18 protein-coding genes and 1 riboswitch are annotated in these 18,347 nt (G+C 44.3%); of the genes, 2 read left to right on the top strand and 16 right to left on the bottom strand.

Annotation, left to right across the window (positions count from 1 at the left end):
* The first annotated feature begins 86 nt into the window (after positions 1–86).
* Positions 87–989, top strand: a complete 903-nt coding sequence (gldA, locus tag POW22_RS11710) for a gliding motility-associated ABC transporter ATP-binding subunit GldA (protein WP_272832878.1) — start codon at positions 87–89, stop codon at positions 987–989.
* Here the strand turns inward: gldA and POW22_RS11715 are convergent.
* From POW22_RS11715 to POW22_RS11790, 16 genes are all read right to left on the bottom strand, one after another.
* Positions 973–1,722, bottom strand: a complete 750-nt coding sequence (locus POW22_RS11715; protein ID WP_272832879.1) for a head GIN domain-containing protein — start codon at positions 1,720–1,722, stop codon at positions 973–975. The genes gldA and POW22_RS11715 overlap by 17 nt on opposite strands.
* Position 1,723: 1 nt before the next feature.
* Positions 1,724–2,851 (bottom strand): acyloxyacyl hydrolase, encoded by a 1,128-nt coding sequence (locus POW22_RS11720; RefSeq protein ID WP_272832880.1) that lies wholly within the window; start codon positions 2,849–2,851, stop codon positions 1,724–1,726.
* Positions 2,852–2,884: 33 nt separating this feature from the next.
* Positions 2,885–3,640, bottom strand: a complete 756-nt coding sequence (locus tag POW22_RS11725; RefSeq protein WP_272832881.1) for a head GIN domain-containing protein — start codon at positions 3,638–3,640, stop codon at positions 2,885–2,887.
* A 1-nt stretch (position 3,641) separates the two neighbouring features.
* Positions 3,642–4,742, bottom strand: a complete 1,101-nt coding sequence (locus POW22_RS11730) for an acyloxyacyl hydrolase (RefSeq protein WP_272832882.1) — start codon at positions 4,740–4,742, stop codon at positions 3,642–3,644.
* Between the two features lie 30 nt (positions 4,743–4,772).
* A complete protein-coding gene (locus POW22_RS11735) occupies positions 4,773–5,720 on the bottom strand; it encodes a pyridoxal-phosphate dependent enzyme (RefSeq protein ID WP_272832883.1) in 948 nt (315 codons plus the stop codon).
* A gap of 24 nt (positions 5,721–5,744) precedes the next feature.
* Positions 5,745–6,377 carry a phosphoadenosine phosphosulfate reductase family protein gene (locus POW22_RS11740; protein WP_272832884.1) on the bottom strand — a complete coding sequence of 211 codons (633 nt, stop codon included), beginning with the start codon at positions 6,375–6,377 and terminating at the stop codon, positions 5,745–5,747.
* 67 nt (positions 6,378–6,444) lie between these two features.
* On the bottom strand, positions 6,445–6,867 hold the full coding sequence (locus tag POW22_RS11745) for an RrF2 family transcriptional regulator (protein ID WP_272832885.1): 423 nt from the start codon (positions 6,865–6,867) through the stop codon (positions 6,445–6,447).
* A 25-nt stretch (positions 6,868–6,892) separates the two neighbouring features.
* On the bottom strand, positions 6,893–7,315 hold the full coding sequence (locus POW22_RS11750; RefSeq protein WP_272832886.1) for an OsmC family protein: 423 nt from the start codon (positions 7,313–7,315) through the stop codon (positions 6,893–6,895).
* 22 nt (positions 7,316–7,337) lie between these two features.
* Entirely contained in the window at positions 7,338–8,495 is a 1,158-nt protein-coding gene (locus POW22_RS11755) for a homoserine dehydrogenase family protein (protein WP_272832887.1), read from the bottom strand.
* On the bottom strand, positions 8,482–9,471 hold the full coding sequence (locus POW22_RS11760; protein WP_272832888.1) for an alpha/beta fold hydrolase: 990 nt from the start codon (positions 9,469–9,471) through the stop codon (positions 8,482–8,484). Before POW22_RS11760 ends, POW22_RS11755 begins: the two co-directional genes overlap by 14 nt.
* Before the next feature lie 80 nt (positions 9,472–9,551).
* Entirely contained in the window at positions 9,552–10,853 is a 1,302-nt protein-coding gene (locus POW22_RS11765; RefSeq protein ID WP_272832889.1) for an O-acetylhomoserine aminocarboxypropyltransferase/cysteine synthase family protein, read from the bottom strand.
* A 123-nt stretch (positions 10,854–10,976) separates the two neighbouring features.
* A riboswitch (SAM riboswitch) is annotated at positions 10,977–11,088 on the bottom strand.
* Between the two features lie 118 nt (positions 11,089–11,206).
* Positions 11,207–12,022, bottom strand: coding sequence for a 3-keto-disaccharide hydrolase (locus POW22_RS11770; RefSeq protein ID WP_272832890.1), 816 nt, complete (start codon positions 12,020–12,022; stop codon positions 11,207–11,209).
* Positions 12,023–12,032: 10 nt separating this feature from the next.
* A complete protein-coding gene (locus POW22_RS11775; RefSeq protein ID WP_272832891.1) occupies positions 12,033–13,085 on the bottom strand; it encodes a sugar phosphate isomerase/epimerase family protein in 1,053 nt (350 codons plus the stop codon).
* Between the two features lie 4 nt (positions 13,086–13,089).
* Positions 13,090–14,229 carry a Gfo/Idh/MocA family protein gene (locus tag POW22_RS11780; protein ID WP_272832892.1) on the bottom strand — a complete coding sequence of 380 codons (1,140 nt, stop codon included), beginning with the start codon at positions 14,227–14,229 and terminating at the stop codon, positions 13,090–13,092.
* A 2-nt stretch (positions 14,230–14,231) separates the two neighbouring features.
* Positions 14,232–15,455 (bottom strand): nucleoside permease, encoded by a 1,224-nt coding sequence (locus tag POW22_RS11785; protein WP_272832893.1) that lies wholly within the window; start codon positions 15,453–15,455, stop codon positions 14,232–14,234.
* A 24-nt stretch (positions 15,456–15,479) separates the two neighbouring features.
* Positions 15,480–16,493 carry a sugar phosphate isomerase/epimerase family protein gene (locus tag POW22_RS11790; protein ID WP_272832894.1) on the bottom strand — a complete coding sequence of 338 codons (1,014 nt, stop codon included), beginning with the start codon at positions 16,491–16,493 and terminating at the stop codon, positions 15,480–15,482.
* 128 nt (positions 16,494–16,621) lie between these two features.
* Between POW22_RS11790 and POW22_RS11795 the strand changes: the two genes are divergently transcribed.
* A complete protein-coding gene (locus POW22_RS11795) occupies positions 16,622–18,343 on the top strand; it encodes a GMC oxidoreductase (RefSeq protein ID WP_272832895.1) in 1,722 nt (573 codons plus the stop codon).
* Positions 18,344–18,347: the final 4 nt, after the last annotated feature.

Consider the following 18,347-nt stretch of genomic DNA (forward strand, 5'->3'; position numbering starts at 1 on the left):
TTAAAGTGCTAAAGTAGCTAATGCTTACTATGCAGCAAAATTTTTTTGAGATTTTTATAATTCCTAGCTTTACACAAACGATTAATATGTCAATAGCAGTCACTGATCTTACTAAGTTCTACGGTACCCAAAAAGCCCTGGATGGGGTAAGTTTTTCTGTGGAAAAGGGCGAGATCGTGGGGTTCTTAGGGCCAAATGGTGCGGGAAAATCCACCTTGATGAAAATTCTCACTACTTATCTGGAGCCCAGTTCAGGCAGCGCGACAGTCAACGGAGAAGCTGTTTTAGACAATCCCATGGCGGTTCGCAGCAGTGTAGGTTATTTGCCGGAGCACAATCCGCTTTACTTGGAAATGTATGTAAAGGAATATTTGACCCAACACGCGCAATTACATAAAAGTCCCAAAACTAGAATCGCAGAAGTCATTGAACAGACCGGCCTCAGCCCGGAAGCTCACAAGCGCATTGGAAGCTTAAGTAAGGGTTATCGTCAGCGTGTGGGCCTAGCAGCAGCACTACTACACGACCCTGAAGTTTTGATCCTTGATGAACCCACCACAGGTTTAGATCCCAATCAAATTTTAGAGATTAGGGAGCTCATTAGAAATGCAGCCAGATCCAAGACCATCTTTCTCTCCACGCACATCATGCAGGAAGTTGAAGCGCTTTGCGATCGAGTTATAGTAATTGACAAAGGACAGATCGTTGCCGATCATAAACTCAGCGAGCTCAAAGGCGATCAAGAGCAGATCGTAGAAGTAGCCTTTGATTTTAGAGTTGAAGAAGTTGCCCTAAGCCGTTTGCCTAAAGTCAGTAAGGTGGAGAATGTTCATGAATTCACCTACCTGATCCATTTTAACACCAAGGAAGACATGCGTTCTACCGTTTTTGATTTTGCTCATGATAACGGTTTAAAGATCCTACAGCTCAATCAGAAGAACAAGAATTTAGAAAGCTTATTCAGAGAGCTGACTAATCCAGGAAAATAAGGCGACCCGTATAGTATTCAGTTACCTCAATGATGGGTGGCGTATTGGAGCAAATTACGTCTCCTACGCTGCGAATCTCTCCGCTGATCTCCTGCTGCGGATTTACAAACACTTGATTTGTTCCACGGTGGAAAACTTCCAGATGCTGTACAATGAGCTCTTGCGCTTCAATACGACAATCACCACTAAATATTTGAATGTAAGCATTTGTCGCACTTCCTCTTAAAAAGAAATTAGACAGATTGTTGGTCAAGATCCTAAGATCCTCGACCTGAAGATCCATATCAAAATCCCCATCGACATTGATACGATCATTCTCTGTAAAATCTTCTGACTTTAAGCTGAGCTCAGGGTAGTGCAGAACTCCATCGCTGCGCACGGTGCGCCCCGATTGATTGCTGACAACCGTGATATTAGGACTGGTCACATAGGCAATTGTAGGTTGGTAATCTCGAGTTAAATTACAGGCGTTCGCATCTCGCAAAATAAGCTCACCATCCTCTACTATAGCAGAGATGTCTGGCAGAAGATTAGAGCCAGCAACTATACGCACTTCATGACGATCGCCCTGCTTGAGTACAAGTTCAATACGCTCCCGAACGCGAATGCGGTCAAAGGCCTCGACCTCGTAATTCACCTCTATTCGGTCTCCGTTTGTCTGGAAGCAATCAAAAGCATTTTCGCTGTCACAAGACAGTAGCGTCAACAGAAGAAGTAAAGTCCAAATTCTCATCTTACAGTTTATTAAATCTGATTCCCACCGCAAATTCCACGGCTTCTGCTTTAGCTCCATGAGCCTTAACGGTGACACCCGCAAAGACCCTGTCGTTCTTACCAAAGTACCTTTTTAAGCCCAGACGATTGTACAATTGCCCTTCAAAATCAAAGGGATAATACACGTAATAACCCAATTGCGACACGAAGGCCACTCTGTTAAATCGCAATTCATGACCGATAAAAATACCCACGCGCTTCCAGTCTTCATCACCCGTAACATTTTCTTCAGGAAAGGCTACAGAACGGAAATAGATCAACTCTTTTAGAAACTCAGCAAAGAACAGATCAACTCCCGCTTGAAGCGTTGATTTGTGATTGATCCGTTTGTCTGCAAAAGCAGAGACCACATAAAAGGGAAACTGCCCTTGGCCCACAATATCGCTTTCATTCACGCCACCTCTTAGTACCAAATTGAAATGCACCGGCTCGCTATAGGGTGTTTTGCCTTCAAAGGGAACATACTCAGGAAAATTATCGTGATCAAACTGATAATTCAACCCTGCGCTAAAGGCAAAGGTATTGGTGCTGTTGTTAGGCGCCTTTAAATTGGCGTTGGAATAGTGAATCACTGTAAAACCAGCCTGAAGACCCAAACCGCGCCAAAGTCGCTCTTTTACATAATCAAATTTGAGCATGGTTGTGCTCAATAAATGCGTTCCATAGGCATTATTGAGGAAATTCTCATCCCGATCATAAGGATTACTGGCATAGGCAATTCCCTGTCCGATCCGAAGCACTAAAGAGCGCTTTAAAAAGTAGAAATTGAAGTGACCGTACAAGCCATAATTCTCACCTAAGGCTTGATTCTTAAAATTTTGGTAGGTAAAAGTGAATCCCCAATCCGGATAATTATATCGGCGCTCCCAGGCATTAAAACCATAAGTCTTTCTATTATAACTCAAAACAAAACCCTCCGGATGATCCGTGATCAAATGACTCAGATCTGGGTTGTGCTCCATGATGGTTCCGTAGAAGTAATCCAGCTGGAGCGAGAAGGGTTTTTGCTCCTCTTGTTCTTGCGCTGAGCTTTCATTGACACCCACAAGGAGAATCAAAAAGAAAAAGAGAAGAAATCGCGGGTTCATATTAAGTATACGCAAGTGGATTGCTGCTTGGTTTTAGTCTTCAAAAATTAGGGTACCTGTAAAAAGCTCTTCAACCTCAACAAGCGGGGGTGTATTTACAGAAATCACATCACCGGTACCTCGTATGACACCGATAATGCTTTGCTGCGGATTTACGATCATTTTATTTGCACTTACCTGAACAATCTCTAGGTCTTGGATAAGGAGATCACGTCCTTCCAGCCGTGGCTGTTCATCACTGAACTGTACAAAGGCGTTATTTGCGCTTCCAGAAATATAAAACACACTAATGCCATTGGCATTAATTCTCAAATTATTCACTTGAAGATCTAAAAAGAAATCTCCGCTCTTTCTGCCCGAACTGCCTTCTCCAGAGGTATTGCTGAGCAAAGTAAGACTTGGGTATTGCAATACGCCTTCACCACGCACCTCAAAACGAGAACTGTTTCTGATCTGCGTAATATTAGGCGCGTCTACATAAACAGTCGTCAAACCGTATTCTCTAACAAAATTGCAGCGGTTGTCATTGGCAACCACCAAAAGATCATCTTCTTTGCGTACGCTGATATCGTCAATAATGAACTCTCCGCTTTCCAAGACCACCTGATAGGTATCTGCTTGACGGATCACCAGGCGAACGCCATCTTCAATGCGAATGCGTTGGAAGTCTGATAGCGTAAACTCTTTGGTCACCAAGTCTCCTGCCGCCTGAATACAATCAGGAGCATCACTGCTGCTGCAACCGAGCAGGAGCGAAACGGAAATTATGAGAAGCGTGAGTTGTTTCATATTAGTTGAATCGATATCCTATTCCAAAAGCCAAGGCTTCTGCTTTAGCCCCGTGGAGTTTTAAAGCCAAGGAGCCGTGAAAATGTTCATTGATCTTATGTTTTAAGCCGACACGTTGGTAAAACTGACCTTCAAAATCGTAGGGGTAGTAAAAATAGTAACCCACATGCGTTAGGAAAGACAATTGCCCAAAATGCAGCTCGTGCCCCACAAATACTCCTGCGCGCTTCCAGTCTTCATCACCTGCAATGCCTTCTCGTGGAAAAGCTATAGCTCTGTACTCAATTTCTTCTTTCAAGAAACGCGACATAAAAAAGTCCACTCCACCGAGTATAGAACTGCGTCGGTTCAAGCGTTTGTCTGCAAAAGCAGAAACCACCAGAAAAGGATGTTGTCCAAGACTGACATAATCACTTTCATTAAGCCCAAAGCGCAGTACAGCATTGAAGTGCCAAGGCTCTTTGTATTGATTGGTCAACTCTTGATTCTGATATTCAAAATCAGTAGTGTAATCCAAATCGTAATTCAAACCTAAATGCACTGCCAAGGTATTGGTACTTGTATTAGGCGCTCTAAAATTGGCGTTGGAGTAATGCACTAACGATCCCCCAATGTGTAAACCTAATCCTTTGTACAATCTGGGTAGCATAAAATCGCTTTGTACAAAAGTGGAACTCAACAAACGCGAACCATAGGCATTATTCTTGAAGTTGGTTTCCAGATCAAAAGGGTTGGTAGCATAAGCTATTCCCTGTCCGATCTTGAATCGAAACATGCGTTTAATAAAGTAAAAGGAGTAATGGGCATACAAACCATAGGTCTGACCCAATGCAGGCTCTTTAGGGTCTTGATAAATGAAGGAAAATCCAAAATCGGGATAATTGTAAAGCGCTTGCCAAGGCTTTTCACCAAAACTGCGTTTGTTGTAACTTAAAATAATCCCTTCTGGATGCCCCGTGATCAAATGCGCTACGTCTTTATTGTGTTCTACAATACTGCCGTAGAAATAATTCGCCTCTAAAAATACAGAGTCGTCAGTGGTGTTTTGCCCATATAACGCAAAAGTCAAACAGCAAATAAAGACAGCAAGCCACTTCTTCATGGGCTTAAAAGTAACTAAAATCCATGCAGATTAAAAAGGGAGATTGCCCAGATCCACATTTCCGCCAGAAAGTACTATTCCAATCTTCTTCCCAGCAAAGAGCTGCGGCTCTTTTAAAACTGCTGCAAAAGGCACAGCACAAGAGGGCTCAATGATGATCTTCATCCGCTCCCAAATAAGGCGCATCGCTGCTATGATCTCTTCTTCTTCCACACGAATGATATCGGTAACCAGCTCTTGAATGATCGGGAAGTTATTGTCTCCCAATTGTGTTCGGAGTCCATCGGCTACCGTATTGGTGGATTCATTGGTTTCTATTTTTCCACTTCTGAGGGAACGATAGGCATCGTCCACATTCATCGGCTCACCAGCGAAAACTTTACAGTAGGAACCAAAATAGTGTCCAGCCAATGCGGTTCCGGCCAAAAGTCCTCCCCCGCCAACAGGCGTGATTAAAACTTCCAAGTCCGGATGATCCTCTAAAAGTTCAACCGCCGCAGTACCTTGTCCTAGAATCACGGGAATGTCATTAGACGGATGTAGAAAGGTAGCTCCTGTCTCGGTTTGAATCTTTGAAGCCATGGCTTCTCGTGCTTCCAAAGTGGGCTCAGAAATAAATACTTGCCCACCATAACCTAACACAGCAGTCTTTTTAACCTCTGGAGCAGAACTTGGCATGACAATATATGCAGGCACTCCCAACTCTGCAGCAGCCAAGGAAACTGCCTGCGCAAAGTTCCCACTGGAATGAGTGACTACCCCTTTGGCACGCTCGGCCTGCGTCAGCTGTGCAATGGCGTTAACCGCCCCACGCATTTTAAAGGCACCCATGCGTTGGAAGTTCTCACATTTAAAATAGATATCAGCTCCGGAGATATCATTGAGCATGCGCGATTGGAGTACCGCGGTACGATGCACAATAGGCTTCACTGTGTCTACAGCTGCCTGAAGGTCTTGTTTGCTAGGAATTGCTTTCACCTGTTAAAAATACAACAGGACGCATTAATTTGAAAAGTGAATTCCACATTCTCTTTTAGACAAGGCTTTAATGGGATCGTGATAATCGAGATTGAGTTTCAGGCCCTGCTCCTGTGCATAGGCTTCTAACGCAGCATCACTCCAGTGAAAAAATGGACTTACCTTCAATATTCCCTGCGGACTCAAACTCAAAATGTCCAAACCATCACGAAACTGTGTTTGCCCTTTGCGGATATTGGTAAACCACAGATCAGGCTTAAGTTCCTCAAATGCTTTATTGATAGGATCTAGCTTTAGAACTTCGGTCAATTTTAAATGGTTTGGGTTTTCCAATCCAGGAGCACCCCAAAGGTATTCGCTATGTGCTCGGGTGAATTGTGGCCGAGCAGTGTAAAGATTCAATCGGTACTTCTCGTCCAAAAAATGTGCGTGAGCATAGGTATTTATAGAGTTATAACCAGTATCTGCCCACAGCACAGGAGTTTCAGGTTTGATTTTTAAGACCTGATGTAAAAGTAATTCTGAATACTTTCCGAAACTCGTGGTGATTAAAGGCTTCTCACTTAATTCCAAAACAAAGTCAACAATGACTTCTGGAGATTCGTGCAATAGATTCTGATTGAATAAAGCCAGCTTATCTGGTGTGATCAAACTCATAAATATAATTACCCTATCGGATTAGTAGAGTTTACAAAATTAAACCTATTTGCGAGAATAAAAAATCTTACACGGATTCTTCTGCAATAAGATCTGCTAAGGTGGTATTTTCTAAAATGGAAAGTGTGTTGTCTCTAACCTGGATCATGAGTCGGTGTACGCTACAAGCGTCTTCATCCGGGCAATCGTCACACTTTTCGTAGAAGTTCAGGCTCACACAAGGAACCATGGCAATTGGGCCTTCCAAAATTCGATATACACTGGCAATTTTGATCTCGCTCGCATCTTTCAGCAAATAATAGCCGCCGCCCTTTCCCTTCTTGGAACTCAAAAATCCCGCTTTGCGTAGGGTAAGTAAAATACTCTCCAAAAACTTTTGAGAAATATTCTCAGACTCTGAAATTACAGAGATCTGAACAGGAGTATCATCCTGCCATTTGGCCAAAAAAGCCAACGCCTTGAGTCCGTATTTAGTTTTTCTAGAGAGCATCTTCTACTCTCAAAGGTAAATTTTATTATTGAATTGGACTCCCATTGAGCTCAACCCGATAACTCACAGGCACTTGTGGCTCAAAAGTCAAAGAAACTGAACAGTATTTGGTAAAACTCAGTTCGGCAGCACGCAAAGCTTTTGCTGGATCAATAGGCCCTTCGAGCTTAATAACCACTTCCATAGCCTTGAAGGGTTTTGCCCCTTCAACCTCATGACGGGTACCGTTGACTTCCATAGAGTAATCATCGATCTGTTGGCGCTGCTTTTTCAGAATAGCAACCACATCAATAGCGCTACAGGCACCAACGCCCATGAGCAACAATTCCATTGGACTCGCTCCTTGGGCATTGTCCTCAGAAGTATTATCTATTGGAATTGCCACTCCAGCTTTTCCAATTCCGTGAAACAAATAGTCGTCGTTCTTGCGTTGAAGAGTTACTTGCATACCATTAGATTTAAGAACAAAGTTACGCAGAAACTCGTTCGCTTATACGCAGAATATCACCAAAGACCCCGCGGGCAGTTACCTTAGGCCCTGCTCCAGCTCCTTGGATCACAATTGGGTGTTCGCCATAACTCTCCGTGTAGATCTCAAATATCGAATCACTACCCGAAAGTTGTCCCAACATGCTCTGCTTAGGCACTGCCTCTAGGCGCACGTGCATTTGCGCTCCGTAATCATCGGCGAGATCACCTTCTAAAGTTGCTACATATCGCAACACCTCATCTGGAGCACAGCAAGATTTCACACCTACAAAGTGAGCGTTCAGCGCTTTGAGTTTTGACAAGAACTGCTCGGTATCTATATCGCGCAGATGCACCGGAATCAAATTTTCAACCGCAACTTCTTCAAACTCGCAATGAAGTGCTAGTTCTCTAGCCAAGATCAATAGTTTTCGCGCTACATCGTTTCCGCAGAGATCCTCTCTCGGGTCAGGTTCTGTATAGCCTTGATCTATTGCAGCCTGAAGTACTTTGTCAAAGGGGACTCGTTCTTCGCTAAATCGATTAAAAATATAGCTAAGCGAGCCGGAGAAAACGCCTCGAATTCTTGTGATATTCTCCCCAGAAAGATGGAGTACTTTTATGGTATCTATTAGCGGTAATCCGGCACCGACATTGGTTTCATAAAGATAATCCTGCTGGCGTTTCGCCAAGCGTTCTCTCAAAGAGGTATAAAAATCCATCCCCAAAGTATTGGCCACTTTATTTGAAGAAACTAAAGAGAACCCAGCTTCTATAAACGGAAGATAATTCAACACAAAGCTTGGGCTAGCGGTATTGTCTACCATCACCGTATTGTAAAGCCCGTGATTGTGCGCTTTTTGAATCAACTTTGGAATGGTATAGGTTTTTCCTTCAGCTTCTTTGCGCTCGCGCCAATTGGCCTCTAATCCTTGCTTGTCAAAGATCACGGTTGTAGAATTTGCAACCGCTACAACAGACAGGTCAATACGTCTTCTTTTTTTAAGGTTCTCACGTTCGGCGATCAATTGATCGATCAACAAACTCCCCACTTGACCGTGTCCTATAATGAATAGATGCATTTGTTTATTTCTGATATTATCCAAATCGATCTTTGCCGTCGGGATCAATATATTTTCGGGGGCATTAACTAAGCTCATAACTGTTTTCTTTTAAAGATGCGGACGCAAATACAGAAGACAACAATCCACTGAGCTGTTCCTGTTCTATTAAAAATGCGTCGTGTCCTTGATCCGAGATCAAGGTGTGATGATGTACTGGGATACCCAATTCTCGAGCAACCCAAAAGGTTTGTTTAATGTCTCGCTGGGCGTAGAGTAAATCGTCCTGAATCCCAACCAAATGCAAGTTTCCCGTAAAAGCCTTTAAAATTTGCTCCAAGGATGCTCCTGCTGCCGTTATATCATGAGTGGTCAGCAACCAATTCATGAATTTATAGGCCGATAGCGCAAAGCGATGCTCCAAAGCCTTCCCGTGATAGCTCAACCAGTCATATACTCGTGCAGCTGCTACTGACGCCTCATCACTCTTGAATTTGACCGCAAAAGCATTCGGGTTTCTGTAAAAGGTCATGGCATGAGCTCTGGCATCTGCGATAGGATCTTTGGAATTTGACAAAATCCTGTCTTGAACCATGCCCTGAGCTACTACCCAAGGACTGGCTTTCCAATGCGCGGCTACAGGGATCAAATGCTTGACGTAATCTGGGCGTAAGGCTACAATCTGCCAAGCCAAACACCCGCCTAAAGAACCTCCGATCAAAGCGTAGACCTCTTGCAACTCCAAGCTGTCCAAAGCCTCTAAGACCCATGCAGCAACGTTCTTAAGTCGATAGGCATAGGGGTTATCTATCAATTGGTCATCATATCCGTTTCCAGGAATATTAAAAGCCAATACCGTGAATTTTGAGGTGTCAATTCCTTTTTGATCCCCAATAAAACCGTTCCACCAACCTTCGGGTCCACTCACTTGAGAGTTACCCGTCAAAGCGTGAAGCACCACTACCACTGGAGCCGTATGCAAGGGTTGTCCAAACTGTTGGTAGCTTATAAAATCAAAGGCGGCATCCTCAGTTTTGCGCGCATGACGCAATTGAATCTTTTTTAGTTTACTCATGACTGTAAAATGGAACTCCGACGACGACTTAATCGCCGGAGTTCACCTAACATTAAACACTAATAATTCAAACAAAAATTTTAAAGGGTCGCGGCTGGCTGCGGACTGTGAACCTGAGCAAACGCTTGTGTTAGATCTCCAATGAGATCGTCCACATTTTCTAGGCCCACAGAGAGTCGGATCAGATCCTGGCTCACACCAGTGGATTGTTGTTCTGCTTCAGACAGTTGCTGATGGGTAGTACTCGCCGGATGAATGATCAAGGATTTGGTATCTCCAATATTGGCCAAAAGTGAAAAGATCTTTGTAGCATCTACCGCTTTCTTTGCAGCTTCATATCCGCCTTTAAGCCCAAAGGTCACAATACCGCTCTGCCCTTCTGGCAAATACTTTTGACCTAAGGCGTAATAGTCACTTTCTTCAAGTCCAGGATAATTCACCCACGCCACTTCTTCTTGGCTTTGAAGCCATTTGGCGAGTGCCAAAGCATTGGATGAATGCTTCTTGACTCTGATCTCCAGTGTTTCCAAGCCTTGCAAGATCTGGAAAGCGTTGAATGGACTCAAAGCCGCGCCGAAATCGCGCAAGCCTTCTATTCTCAGCTTGGCAATAAAGGATGCCTCTTTGAGCACCTCCGCATAAACCAAACCGTGATAACCTGGAGATGGCTCTGTAAATTCTGGGAATTTCCCATTGGTCCAATCAAAGGTTCCCGCGTCAACAACTACGCCTCCAAGAGCGGTTCCGTTACCGTTGATATACTTGGTCAAAGAGTGGATCACAATGTTTGCTCCATGAGCAATTGGATTCAGCAAATAGGGTGTCGCAACTGTATTGTCTACTATGAGCGGTACCTTGGCAGCTTTGGCTTGATCAGCGATCTTTTCAATGTCCAAAACATCTAGCTTGGGATTACCCAAAGACTCAATGAAGATCGCTCGGGTATTTTCTTGTACCGCTGCAGTAAAACTTTCTGGCTCCGACGGGTCCACAAAAGTGGTAGTGATTCCCAATCGAGGCAAGGTAACGTTTAGTAAATTGAAGGTCCCACCATACAGACTGTTGGAAGCTACAATGTGATCTCCTGCACGCAAAAGCGTTTGCAAGGTGGTGGCAATTGCCGCGGTACCTGAGGCAGTAGTTACCGCAGCGATACCACCTTCTAAAGCCGCTAAACGCTGCTCCAGAATATCACAGGTTGGGTTGTTGATTCGGGTGTAGATGTAACCGGTCTCGCTCAAGTTGAACAAGTTGGCTGCATGGTCACTGTTGTCAAAAACGTAACTGGTAGATTGGTAAATGGGCACGGCTCTGGTTCCTCCGTGATTCGTTGTGTCATGACCGGCATGTAAAGCAGCGGTCGCAAATTTTGATGTACTCATTTTTCTTTCTTTTCGAGTTAAACTGAATTAATCCAAAAGTCAAATGCGCTTTAAAAAAGCGTACTTACAGAAAAATGTTATAAAGAAATTGATCGCCAATTCCCGGAACGGGAACTGGGTCTTGAGTTATCTATCCAAAATAAATCGGTAGAATTTAGCACCTTCTTTGCATAAAAGTGACAAAGGGTTGCTAAGGTTTCACAGGGTCTAATCCCTCCACCTTTCTTGATAACATTTCAATAAGTGTTTGAACTTTATGAGCACAAATATTGCGACACAAAATTGACAAATCCAAAAAAAGCCCAAAATTTTTCAAAATTTTAGGCTTTTATATTTTGTGTTTTAAGGTGGAATTAATCCAATTCGCGCACCCAAATATTGCGGTAACTCACTCCGCTCATATCTTGGTGATCCTGCAGTTTTATTGGGGCTTTGCCATGAGCGTCATTCTTTGGCCAACCAATGTATTCTGTAGTTCCTTGGATCTCAAAATGATCTTGAATTAAAACTCCATTATGCAGGACGGTAATGGTTGCCGATTTGGTCTTTTTACCGTCAGCGTCAAATTCTGGAGCTCTAAAAATGATGTCATAAGTGTTCCATTCTCCAGTCGGAACAGCCGCTTTAACGAGCGGTGGAGATTGCTTGTAAATGGACCCTGCTTGTCCGTTCACGTAAGTGGGATTGTCATTGTTATCCAGCACCTGAACCTCGTAACGATTTTGCAAGAATACTCCCGAATTAGAACGGGCTTGCCCCTCAGCGGTATTGTCTGGGTTAGAACGCCATTCTAGGTGCAACTGTACGCTTCCAAAGGACTGTTTGGTCTGAATGTCACCGGTCTTATCCTTAACGGTCATGCTGCCATCGCCATTGAGAATCCATTGGGCTGCTGAACCATCTTTGGCAGACTCCCAACTGTCTAGATTTGAACCATCAAAAAGCACAATGGCATCAGATGGCACTCCGTTGTTTCCAACAGGGTCAATCTCTGCCGGTACAGGCTCCCACTGCTCGGTATCCTTAGGATCAGTTGGTTCTTGCTCCACTTCGGTAGCGGTCTCTTCTTGCACCGCTTCGGTGTCGGTCTGAGCCTCTGCATTCTGATTGCAAGCTACAGCAAATCCGCAGCAAACAAGCAATACACTTAATCGGTAAATACGTTTCATATAGATGGTTTTATTGTCCTAAAATCTTTCTGAGTTTCTCTTTGTCAATCTCGGCTCCTGCAAAGTCATCGAAGCGTTTGGTAGTGGCTTCTATAATGTGATCTGCAATGAACTTAGCACCTTCTCGTGCCCCTTGTTCCGGGCTTTTTATTACACACTCCCACTCCATCACGGCCCAAACATCGCAGCCGTATTCAGTGAGTTTACTAAAGACAGTTTTGTAGTCGATCTGACCATCTCCCAAGGAGCGATAACGACCTGCACGGTCCTTCCAATCGCCGTATCCGCCGTAGGCTCCTTTTTTACCCGTTGGGTTGAATTCGGAATCCTTTACGTGGAAAGCTTTGATAAACTCGTGATAGTGATCGATATAAGTAATATAGTCCAGTTGTTGCAAAATAAAATGCGATGGATCGTACAAAATGTTCACCGCTTCATGATTGCCTGTGGCGGCCAAAAAGCGTTCAAAAGTAACGCCGTCATGCAAGTCTTCTCCTGGGTGGATCTCGTAACAAACCGCAACGCCATTGTCTTTAAACTCATCCAATAAAGGCAGCCAACGATCGGCCAATTCCTTAAATCCCATTTCTACCAATCCAGTTGGTAATTGCGGCCAAGGATGCCACATATGCCACATCAAAGCACCGCTAAAAGTAGCGTGCGCCTTTAGCCCCAAATGCTTACTTGCTCGCGCTGCTGATAACAACTGCTGACGCGCCCATTCGGTACGTTTGGCAGGATTGTTCTTGCAATCGTCTGGAGCGAAATTGTCAAACATCAAATCATAGGCAGGATGCACAGCGACCAGTTGACCTTGTAAGTGCGTGGAGAGCTCAGTGATCTCCAAACCATAGTCTGCGATCTTGCCTTTTAGCTCGTCGCAATAGGTTCTGCTTTCTCCTGCGAGTTTTAAGTCGATCAATCGCGTCTCCCAAGTTGGGATCTGAATCCCTTTATACCCTAAATCTCGGGCCCATCCGCAGAGACCATCCAAAGAATTGAACGGCGGTTTATCATCCATGAACTGCGCTAGAAAAACAGCAGGTCCTTTTATAGTTTTCATTGCTTTATGCGTTTAAATCGATCCAAACATTACCTTGACTGTGGGAAGCTACGGCCTGCTCTATGAAGTACATACCGCGCACTCCGTCTTCCATTCCAGGAAACTCTCCCGGATGATACTCCTGTCCGCGAACGGCCTTGGCCATGCCTTTATAAATATTACCCATGGCATCAAAGATCCCTTCGGGGTGACCTGGAGGGAGTTTGGTTCCGTCTAAAGAAAGGGCATCGTTATAGGCATGTCCTGGTTTTAGGGTTCGCATAGGCTGACCATCTTCTAGCCAATACACATAATTTGGATTCTCTTGTTCCCATTTGAGGGAGCCTTTATCGCCGTAAACGGCAACTGTAAAATTGTTTTCTTCTGCTGTGGCGATCTGACTGGCGCGCAACACTCCTTTTACGTATTTATCCAAACGCAATAAGACCGTGCCGTCTATATCCATTTGATTGTCCTCATAGAGGTGATTGAGATCTGCCAAGATGGATTGCACTTTAAGGCCGGTGACGAACTCTAGCATTTGATAGCCGTGAACGCCGATATCTCCCATGCAGCAGGAGATTCCAGATTTCTCCGGATCCAAGCGCCATGTTGTTTTTCTGAGTTGCGGATCGTGGATGATGGGATTGATCCAACCTTGGTAGTATTGTACATCTACCTTTTGGATCTTCCCAATAACACCTTGAGCGATCATTTGCTTCATTTGTCGCACCATCGGATAACCCGTATAGGTGTGCGTTAAAGCAAATTGTTTTCCGCTAGCGCGTTGTACCGCTTGAAGCTCTAATGCCTCCGCATAACTCATGGTCATTGGCTTTTCACAGATCACGTGGAAACCGTTCTCCAAAAGCTGCTTAGCCATAGGAAAATGCAAGAAGTTAGGCGTTAATACAGACACCACTTGAATGCGTTCGGATTCTGGCAGCGCCAGTTCTCCAGCAACGAATGCATCCAGATCTGCATAAATACGATCCGTGGGTATTCCTAATTCTTCTGCAAAAGCAATACTCTTTTGCAATTCCGGATTAAAAACCGCTCCGGTGAGCGCATATGCATCGAACATACTGGCAGCTACGCGGTGTAACACTCCAATCAAGGAATCTCCACCTCCGCCAAGTACGCCCCATTTAATTTTTTGAGCCATAGTTATTGTTGGTATTCTACTTTCTCATTTTTAAATAAAAGCGCAAACAGGACAAATACTACCGCGGCAAAGCCTGCTGGGTAAAGCCAGATTTGATCCCAAGTGTGTTCGGTCTCTGTTATGGCAAAGGCATCTGTGGTCTTTCCTGCTATCCAGAATCCGATGAGCATTCCAACACCGTAAGTGGCCAAAGTAATTAATCCTTGAGCTGCACTCTTATATTTTTCTCCTGCTTTACTGTCGGTATAGATTTGTCCCGACACAAAAAAGAAGTCGTAACAGATTCCGTGCAATGCGATCCCTATCAGCAACATAAAGTACATCCCATCTGGATCTCCGTAGGCAAATAGTAAATAACGAACTGTCCAAGCTAACATCCCGACAAGAATGGTCCTTTTGAATCCGTAGCGCATAAAAAAGAATGGCAAGAGCAGCATAAAGAAGACCTCTGAGAATTGTCCGATGGCCATTTTCTCTGCCGGTTTATCAACCCCTATCTCGCCTAAAAACTGCCCTGCGTGCTGGTAGTAAAAGGCCAAGGGAATACAGATCAGCACCGAAGCCACAAAGAAGATCAAAAAGTTTCTGTCCTTTAAAAGTTTCAATGCATCCAGACCTAAAATAGTTGAGATACTCGCGCGTTCTGTTGAAGTTGGTGGTGTTTTTGGAAGTGTAAAACTGAATACTCCCAAAACCGCACTGGCAATAGCACACATCAAGAAGGTATTGCGCAAAAGTCCGTCTGCAATTCCTGCTTCAGAATCCCATAAGAAGATTCGGCTGATACACACTCCGGCAATGATCCAACCGACTGTTCCCCAAACGCGTATACGCGGGAATTGCTTAGAAGGATCTGCAAGTTGATTGAAACTGACCGAATTCACCAAGGCCAGCGTTGGCATATAAGCGATCATATATCCTAACACATAAGGATAGAAGGAGTCAAAGCTTTCTGCGTTTGCCAATTGATACATTAAAACGGCACCGATAAGGTGAAGTACACCTAAAATGCGTTCGGCATTAAAATAACGGTCTGCGATAAGACCTATGATAAACGGAGCGATGATCGCTCCCCAACTTTGAGTGGAATAGGCCATGGCGGTTTCTCCTCCATCAGAACCCAGCGTATTGGTCAAATAAATTCCCATGGTCACAAACCAACCTCCCCAAATAAAGAATTCGAGGAACATCATAAAGGAGAGTTGAAAATAGGTGGATTTTTTCATTGTAGTCAGTTAGTTTGGTTGTTATTACATGCTGCTTCCCAGCTCAATAAGTAGGTCACGAGTAGCTTCAATTCCTTCTTGCTCTGAAAGATTATTTCCTTCATATTCTACACCGATGTAGCCCGTGTATCCAGCTTCCTTCACAATACGAAGCATTTTAGCGTAGTCTATTTTGGTCTCGTTGCCTTCTTCATCAAAATCATAAGACTTGGCACTCACTGCTTTTGCAGCTGGCATCATAAGCTGAACTCCTTCATAAATGTCTGGGTATTCCTCTTCACACTCGCCCCACTTGGCTCCGTCTTTACGCTTCACACAAAAGTTTCCGAAGTCTGGAAGCGTTCCGCAATTGTCCATTCCAACAGCGTTGATCACCTCCATAAGAAGGGGTGCATTAGACGATTGCCAGCCGTGGTTTTCAACTAAAACATTCACACCTTTGGTCTGGGCATAAGCTCCTAATTTAGAAAGCCCATCAATACTGTTTGCCTTCCACTCCTCATCGTTCAAAGAACCAAAGAGGTTTATTCTAATGGAATGACAACCCAATTCTGCTGCAGCGTCTACCCATCGTTTGTGGTTCTCTACGGCCTGGTCACGAGCCGCCTCGTCATTGACAGAAAGATCACCCTCACCGTCAATCATGATGATGAGATTCTCCATTCCGGCCTCTTCACTCTCTGCTTTAAGTCTTTGGGTGATGGCCTTTATGGCTTCATCTTTAGTATCGTATTCTTCCATGGCAGAATTGTACAACTGACTCACGTATTCCAATCCAGCAAAGCCATTGTCTCTGGCATAAACAGCAAAGTCAAATGGATCCATCCCGTCCTCTAAGATCATGCGGTGAATCGACCACTGTGCAAGCGATAATTTAAAGAAAGGATCGCTGGCTTTTTCGGTGGTGGTTTCTGCTGCGGTTTCGGTCTGATTTTCAGCTGCTTTTTCTGCTTTATCAGACTTGCAACTACCTAGAGTAAAGGCAGTTAATAACAATAATAAAAGTGTAAACTTTTGACGAGTTAGTTGCATTTTCATTAGAAAAAATTTAGAAGAAGTATCAAATTAACAATAATAAATTTGATTTATTACAGATAAGATAATTAATTTAGTTGCTCTGTAAAAATAACACCTTACGGTTAATCTTACCAAAACTAAACAGTATAATGACAAGTTGTTTTCTCCCAAATCCTGATGCCGAATACGATGCGATTGTAGTAGGTACGGGAATTTCAGGCGGATGGGCCGCCAAAGAACTCTGCGAGAACGGACTCAAGACCTTGGTCTTGGAACGCGGTCGTATGGTTGAACACCCTCAAGATTACACCACGGCAAATTTAGATCCTTGGGACCTGCCCAACGGAGGAACTCCTAGCCGTGAGACTCGACTAAAAAAACACAAACAACACCGCACCGGTTATGTGACCAATGAAGCACACCAACACTTCTTTGTGGATGACAAAAAGCATCCTTACAATGAAGACCGTCGCTTTGATTGGATCCGCGGCTATCACGTTGGAGGTCGATCCCTAATGTGGGGACGTCAAAGTTACCGCATGGGTGACATTGATTTTGAAGCCAACAAAAAAGAAGGTATCGCCGTAGATTGGCCCGTGCGTTATGCTGATGTAAAAGAATGGTATGATTATGTAGAAGAGTATATCGGAGTTAGCGGAACGAACCTTGGCTTAGATATTTTGCCTGATGGAAAATTCCTCAAGCCAATGGATCTCAACTGTGTGGAGGAGCACCTTCAAGGCAAGATCAACGAGAGCTTTGATGACGGTCGTGTATTGACCATTGGACGTGCAGCACACATCACAGAAGGAACCAAGCCTGGAAAAGGACGTTCTCAGTGTCTGTATAGAAATCGCTGTATGCGCGGTTGTCCTTACGGCGCTTACTTTAGCTCCAACAGTAGTACACTTCCTGCAGCTGAGGCTACCGGAAATATGACCCTAAGACCAAACTCGATTGCTTATGAGGTGATCTATGACGATGCCACTCAGCAAGCGACTGGAGTGCGTGTTATTGATACGGAGACCAAAGAGAAGATGGAATTCAAGGCACAGATCATTTTCTTGTGTGCTTCTGCAGTTGCATCGACTTCAATTTTATTACAATCCAAATCAGATCGCTTCCCGAACGGACTCGGAAACGATTCTGGAGAGCTGGGACATAACTTAATGGACCACCACTTTAGAGTTGGAGCTCGCGGAAAAGCTGTTGGGTTTGACGATAAATACTTCAAAGGTCGCCGTGCTAACGGCATCTATATTCCTCGATTCAGAAATCTGGGAGGAAACACAGACGTAGATACCTTTAAGCGTGGTTACGGATATCAAGGAGGAGCCAATCGCGGGGCTTACGGCGATATGGTGGCAGAATTGAAATACGGTCCGGAGCTTAAAGAAGCTATCTTAAAGCCAGGGGAATGGAGCATGAACTTGCTTGCCTTTGGAGAGACTTTGCCAGATCACAGCAACCGCATGTACTTAGACTACGACAAGCTAGACGAGTGGGGCTTACCTACGGTAACTTTTGATGCTGACTTTGGTGAGAACGAACTTGCCATGCGTAAGGACATGAAAGAGCAAGCGGTTAAAATGTTAGAAGCTGGTGGATTTACAGACATTAGCACCTATGACGATATAGGCGGAATGGGACTTGGAATTCATGAAATGGGTACGGCTCGTATGGGGCGCGATCCTAAAACTTCAGTCTTGAACAAATGGAATCAGGTGCACGCCTGTAAAAATGTATATGTGACTGATGGATCCTTCATGACCTCAGCCGGATGCCACAATCCTTCCTTAGGATATATGGCCTTCACTGCTCGTGCAGCAAACCACGCAGCAGAACAGTTCAAAAAAATGAAAGAAGCATAAACAC

Source organism: Gilvibacter sediminis, from assembly GCF_028561565.1.
GTDB lineage: Bacteria > Bacteroidota > Bacteroidia > Flavobacteriales > Flavobacteriaceae > Gilvibacter > Gilvibacter sediminis.

Excerpts from the sequence above, each read along its gene's own strand:
- gldA (WP_272832878.1), top strand. The coding sequence starts at position 87 with ATGTCAATAGCAGTCACTGATCTTACTAAGTTCTACGGTACCCAAAAA.
- POW22_RS11715 (WP_272832879.1), bottom strand. The coding sequence starts at position 1,722 with ATGAGAATTTGGACTTTACTTCTTCTGTTGACGCTACTGTCTTGTGAC.
- POW22_RS11720 (WP_272832880.1), bottom strand. The coding sequence starts at position 2,851 with ATGAACCCGCGATTTCTTCTCTTTTTCTTTTTGATTCTCCTTGTGGGT.
- POW22_RS11725 (WP_272832881.1), bottom strand. The coding sequence starts at position 3,640 with ATGAAACAACTCACGCTTCTCATAATTTCCGTTTCGCTCCTGCTCGGT.
- POW22_RS11730 (WP_272832882.1), bottom strand. The coding sequence starts at position 4,742 with ATGAAGAAGTGGCTTGCTGTCTTTATTTGCTGTTTGACTTTTGCGTTA.
- POW22_RS11740 (WP_272832884.1), bottom strand. The coding sequence starts at position 6,377 with ATGAGTTTGATCACACCAGATAAGCTGGCTTTATTCAATCAGAATCTA.
- POW22_RS11745 (WP_272832885.1), bottom strand. The coding sequence starts at position 6,867 with ATGCTCTCTAGAAAAACTAAATACGGACTCAAGGCGTTGGCTTTTTTG.
- POW22_RS11750 (WP_272832886.1), bottom strand. The coding sequence starts at position 7,315 with ATGCAAGTAACTCTTCAACGCAAGAACGACGACTATTTGTTTCACGGA.
- POW22_RS11755 (WP_272832887.1), bottom strand. The coding sequence starts at position 8,495 with ATGAGCTTAGTTAATGCCCCCGAAAATATATTGATCCCGACGGCAAAG.
- POW22_RS11760 (WP_272832888.1), bottom strand. The coding sequence starts at position 9,471 with ATGAGTAAACTAAAAAAGATTCAATTGCGTCATGCGCGCAAAACTGAG.
- POW22_RS11765 (WP_272832889.1), bottom strand. The coding sequence starts at position 10,853 with ATGAGTACATCAAAATTTGCGACCGCTGCTTTACATGCCGGTCATGAC.
- POW22_RS11770 (WP_272832890.1), bottom strand. The coding sequence starts at position 12,022 with ATGAAACGTATTTACCGATTAAGTGTATTGCTTGTTTGCTGCGGATTT.
- POW22_RS11775 (WP_272832891.1), bottom strand. The coding sequence starts at position 13,085 with ATGAAAACTATAAAAGGACCTGCTGTTTTTCTAGCGCAGTTCATGGAT.
- POW22_RS11780 (WP_272832892.1), bottom strand. The coding sequence starts at position 14,229 with ATGGCTCAAAAAATTAAATGGGGCGTACTTGGCGGAGGTGGAGATTCC.
- POW22_RS11785 (WP_272832893.1), bottom strand. The coding sequence starts at position 15,455 with ATGAAAAAATCCACCTATTTTCAACTCTCCTTTATGATGTTCCTCGAA.
- POW22_RS11790 (WP_272832894.1), bottom strand. The coding sequence starts at position 16,493 with ATGAAAATGCAACTAACTCGTCAAAAGTTTACACTTTTATTATTGTTA.
- POW22_RS11795 (WP_272832895.1), top strand. The coding sequence starts at position 16,622 with ATGACAAGTTGTTTTCTCCCAAATCCTGATGCCGAATACGATGCGATT.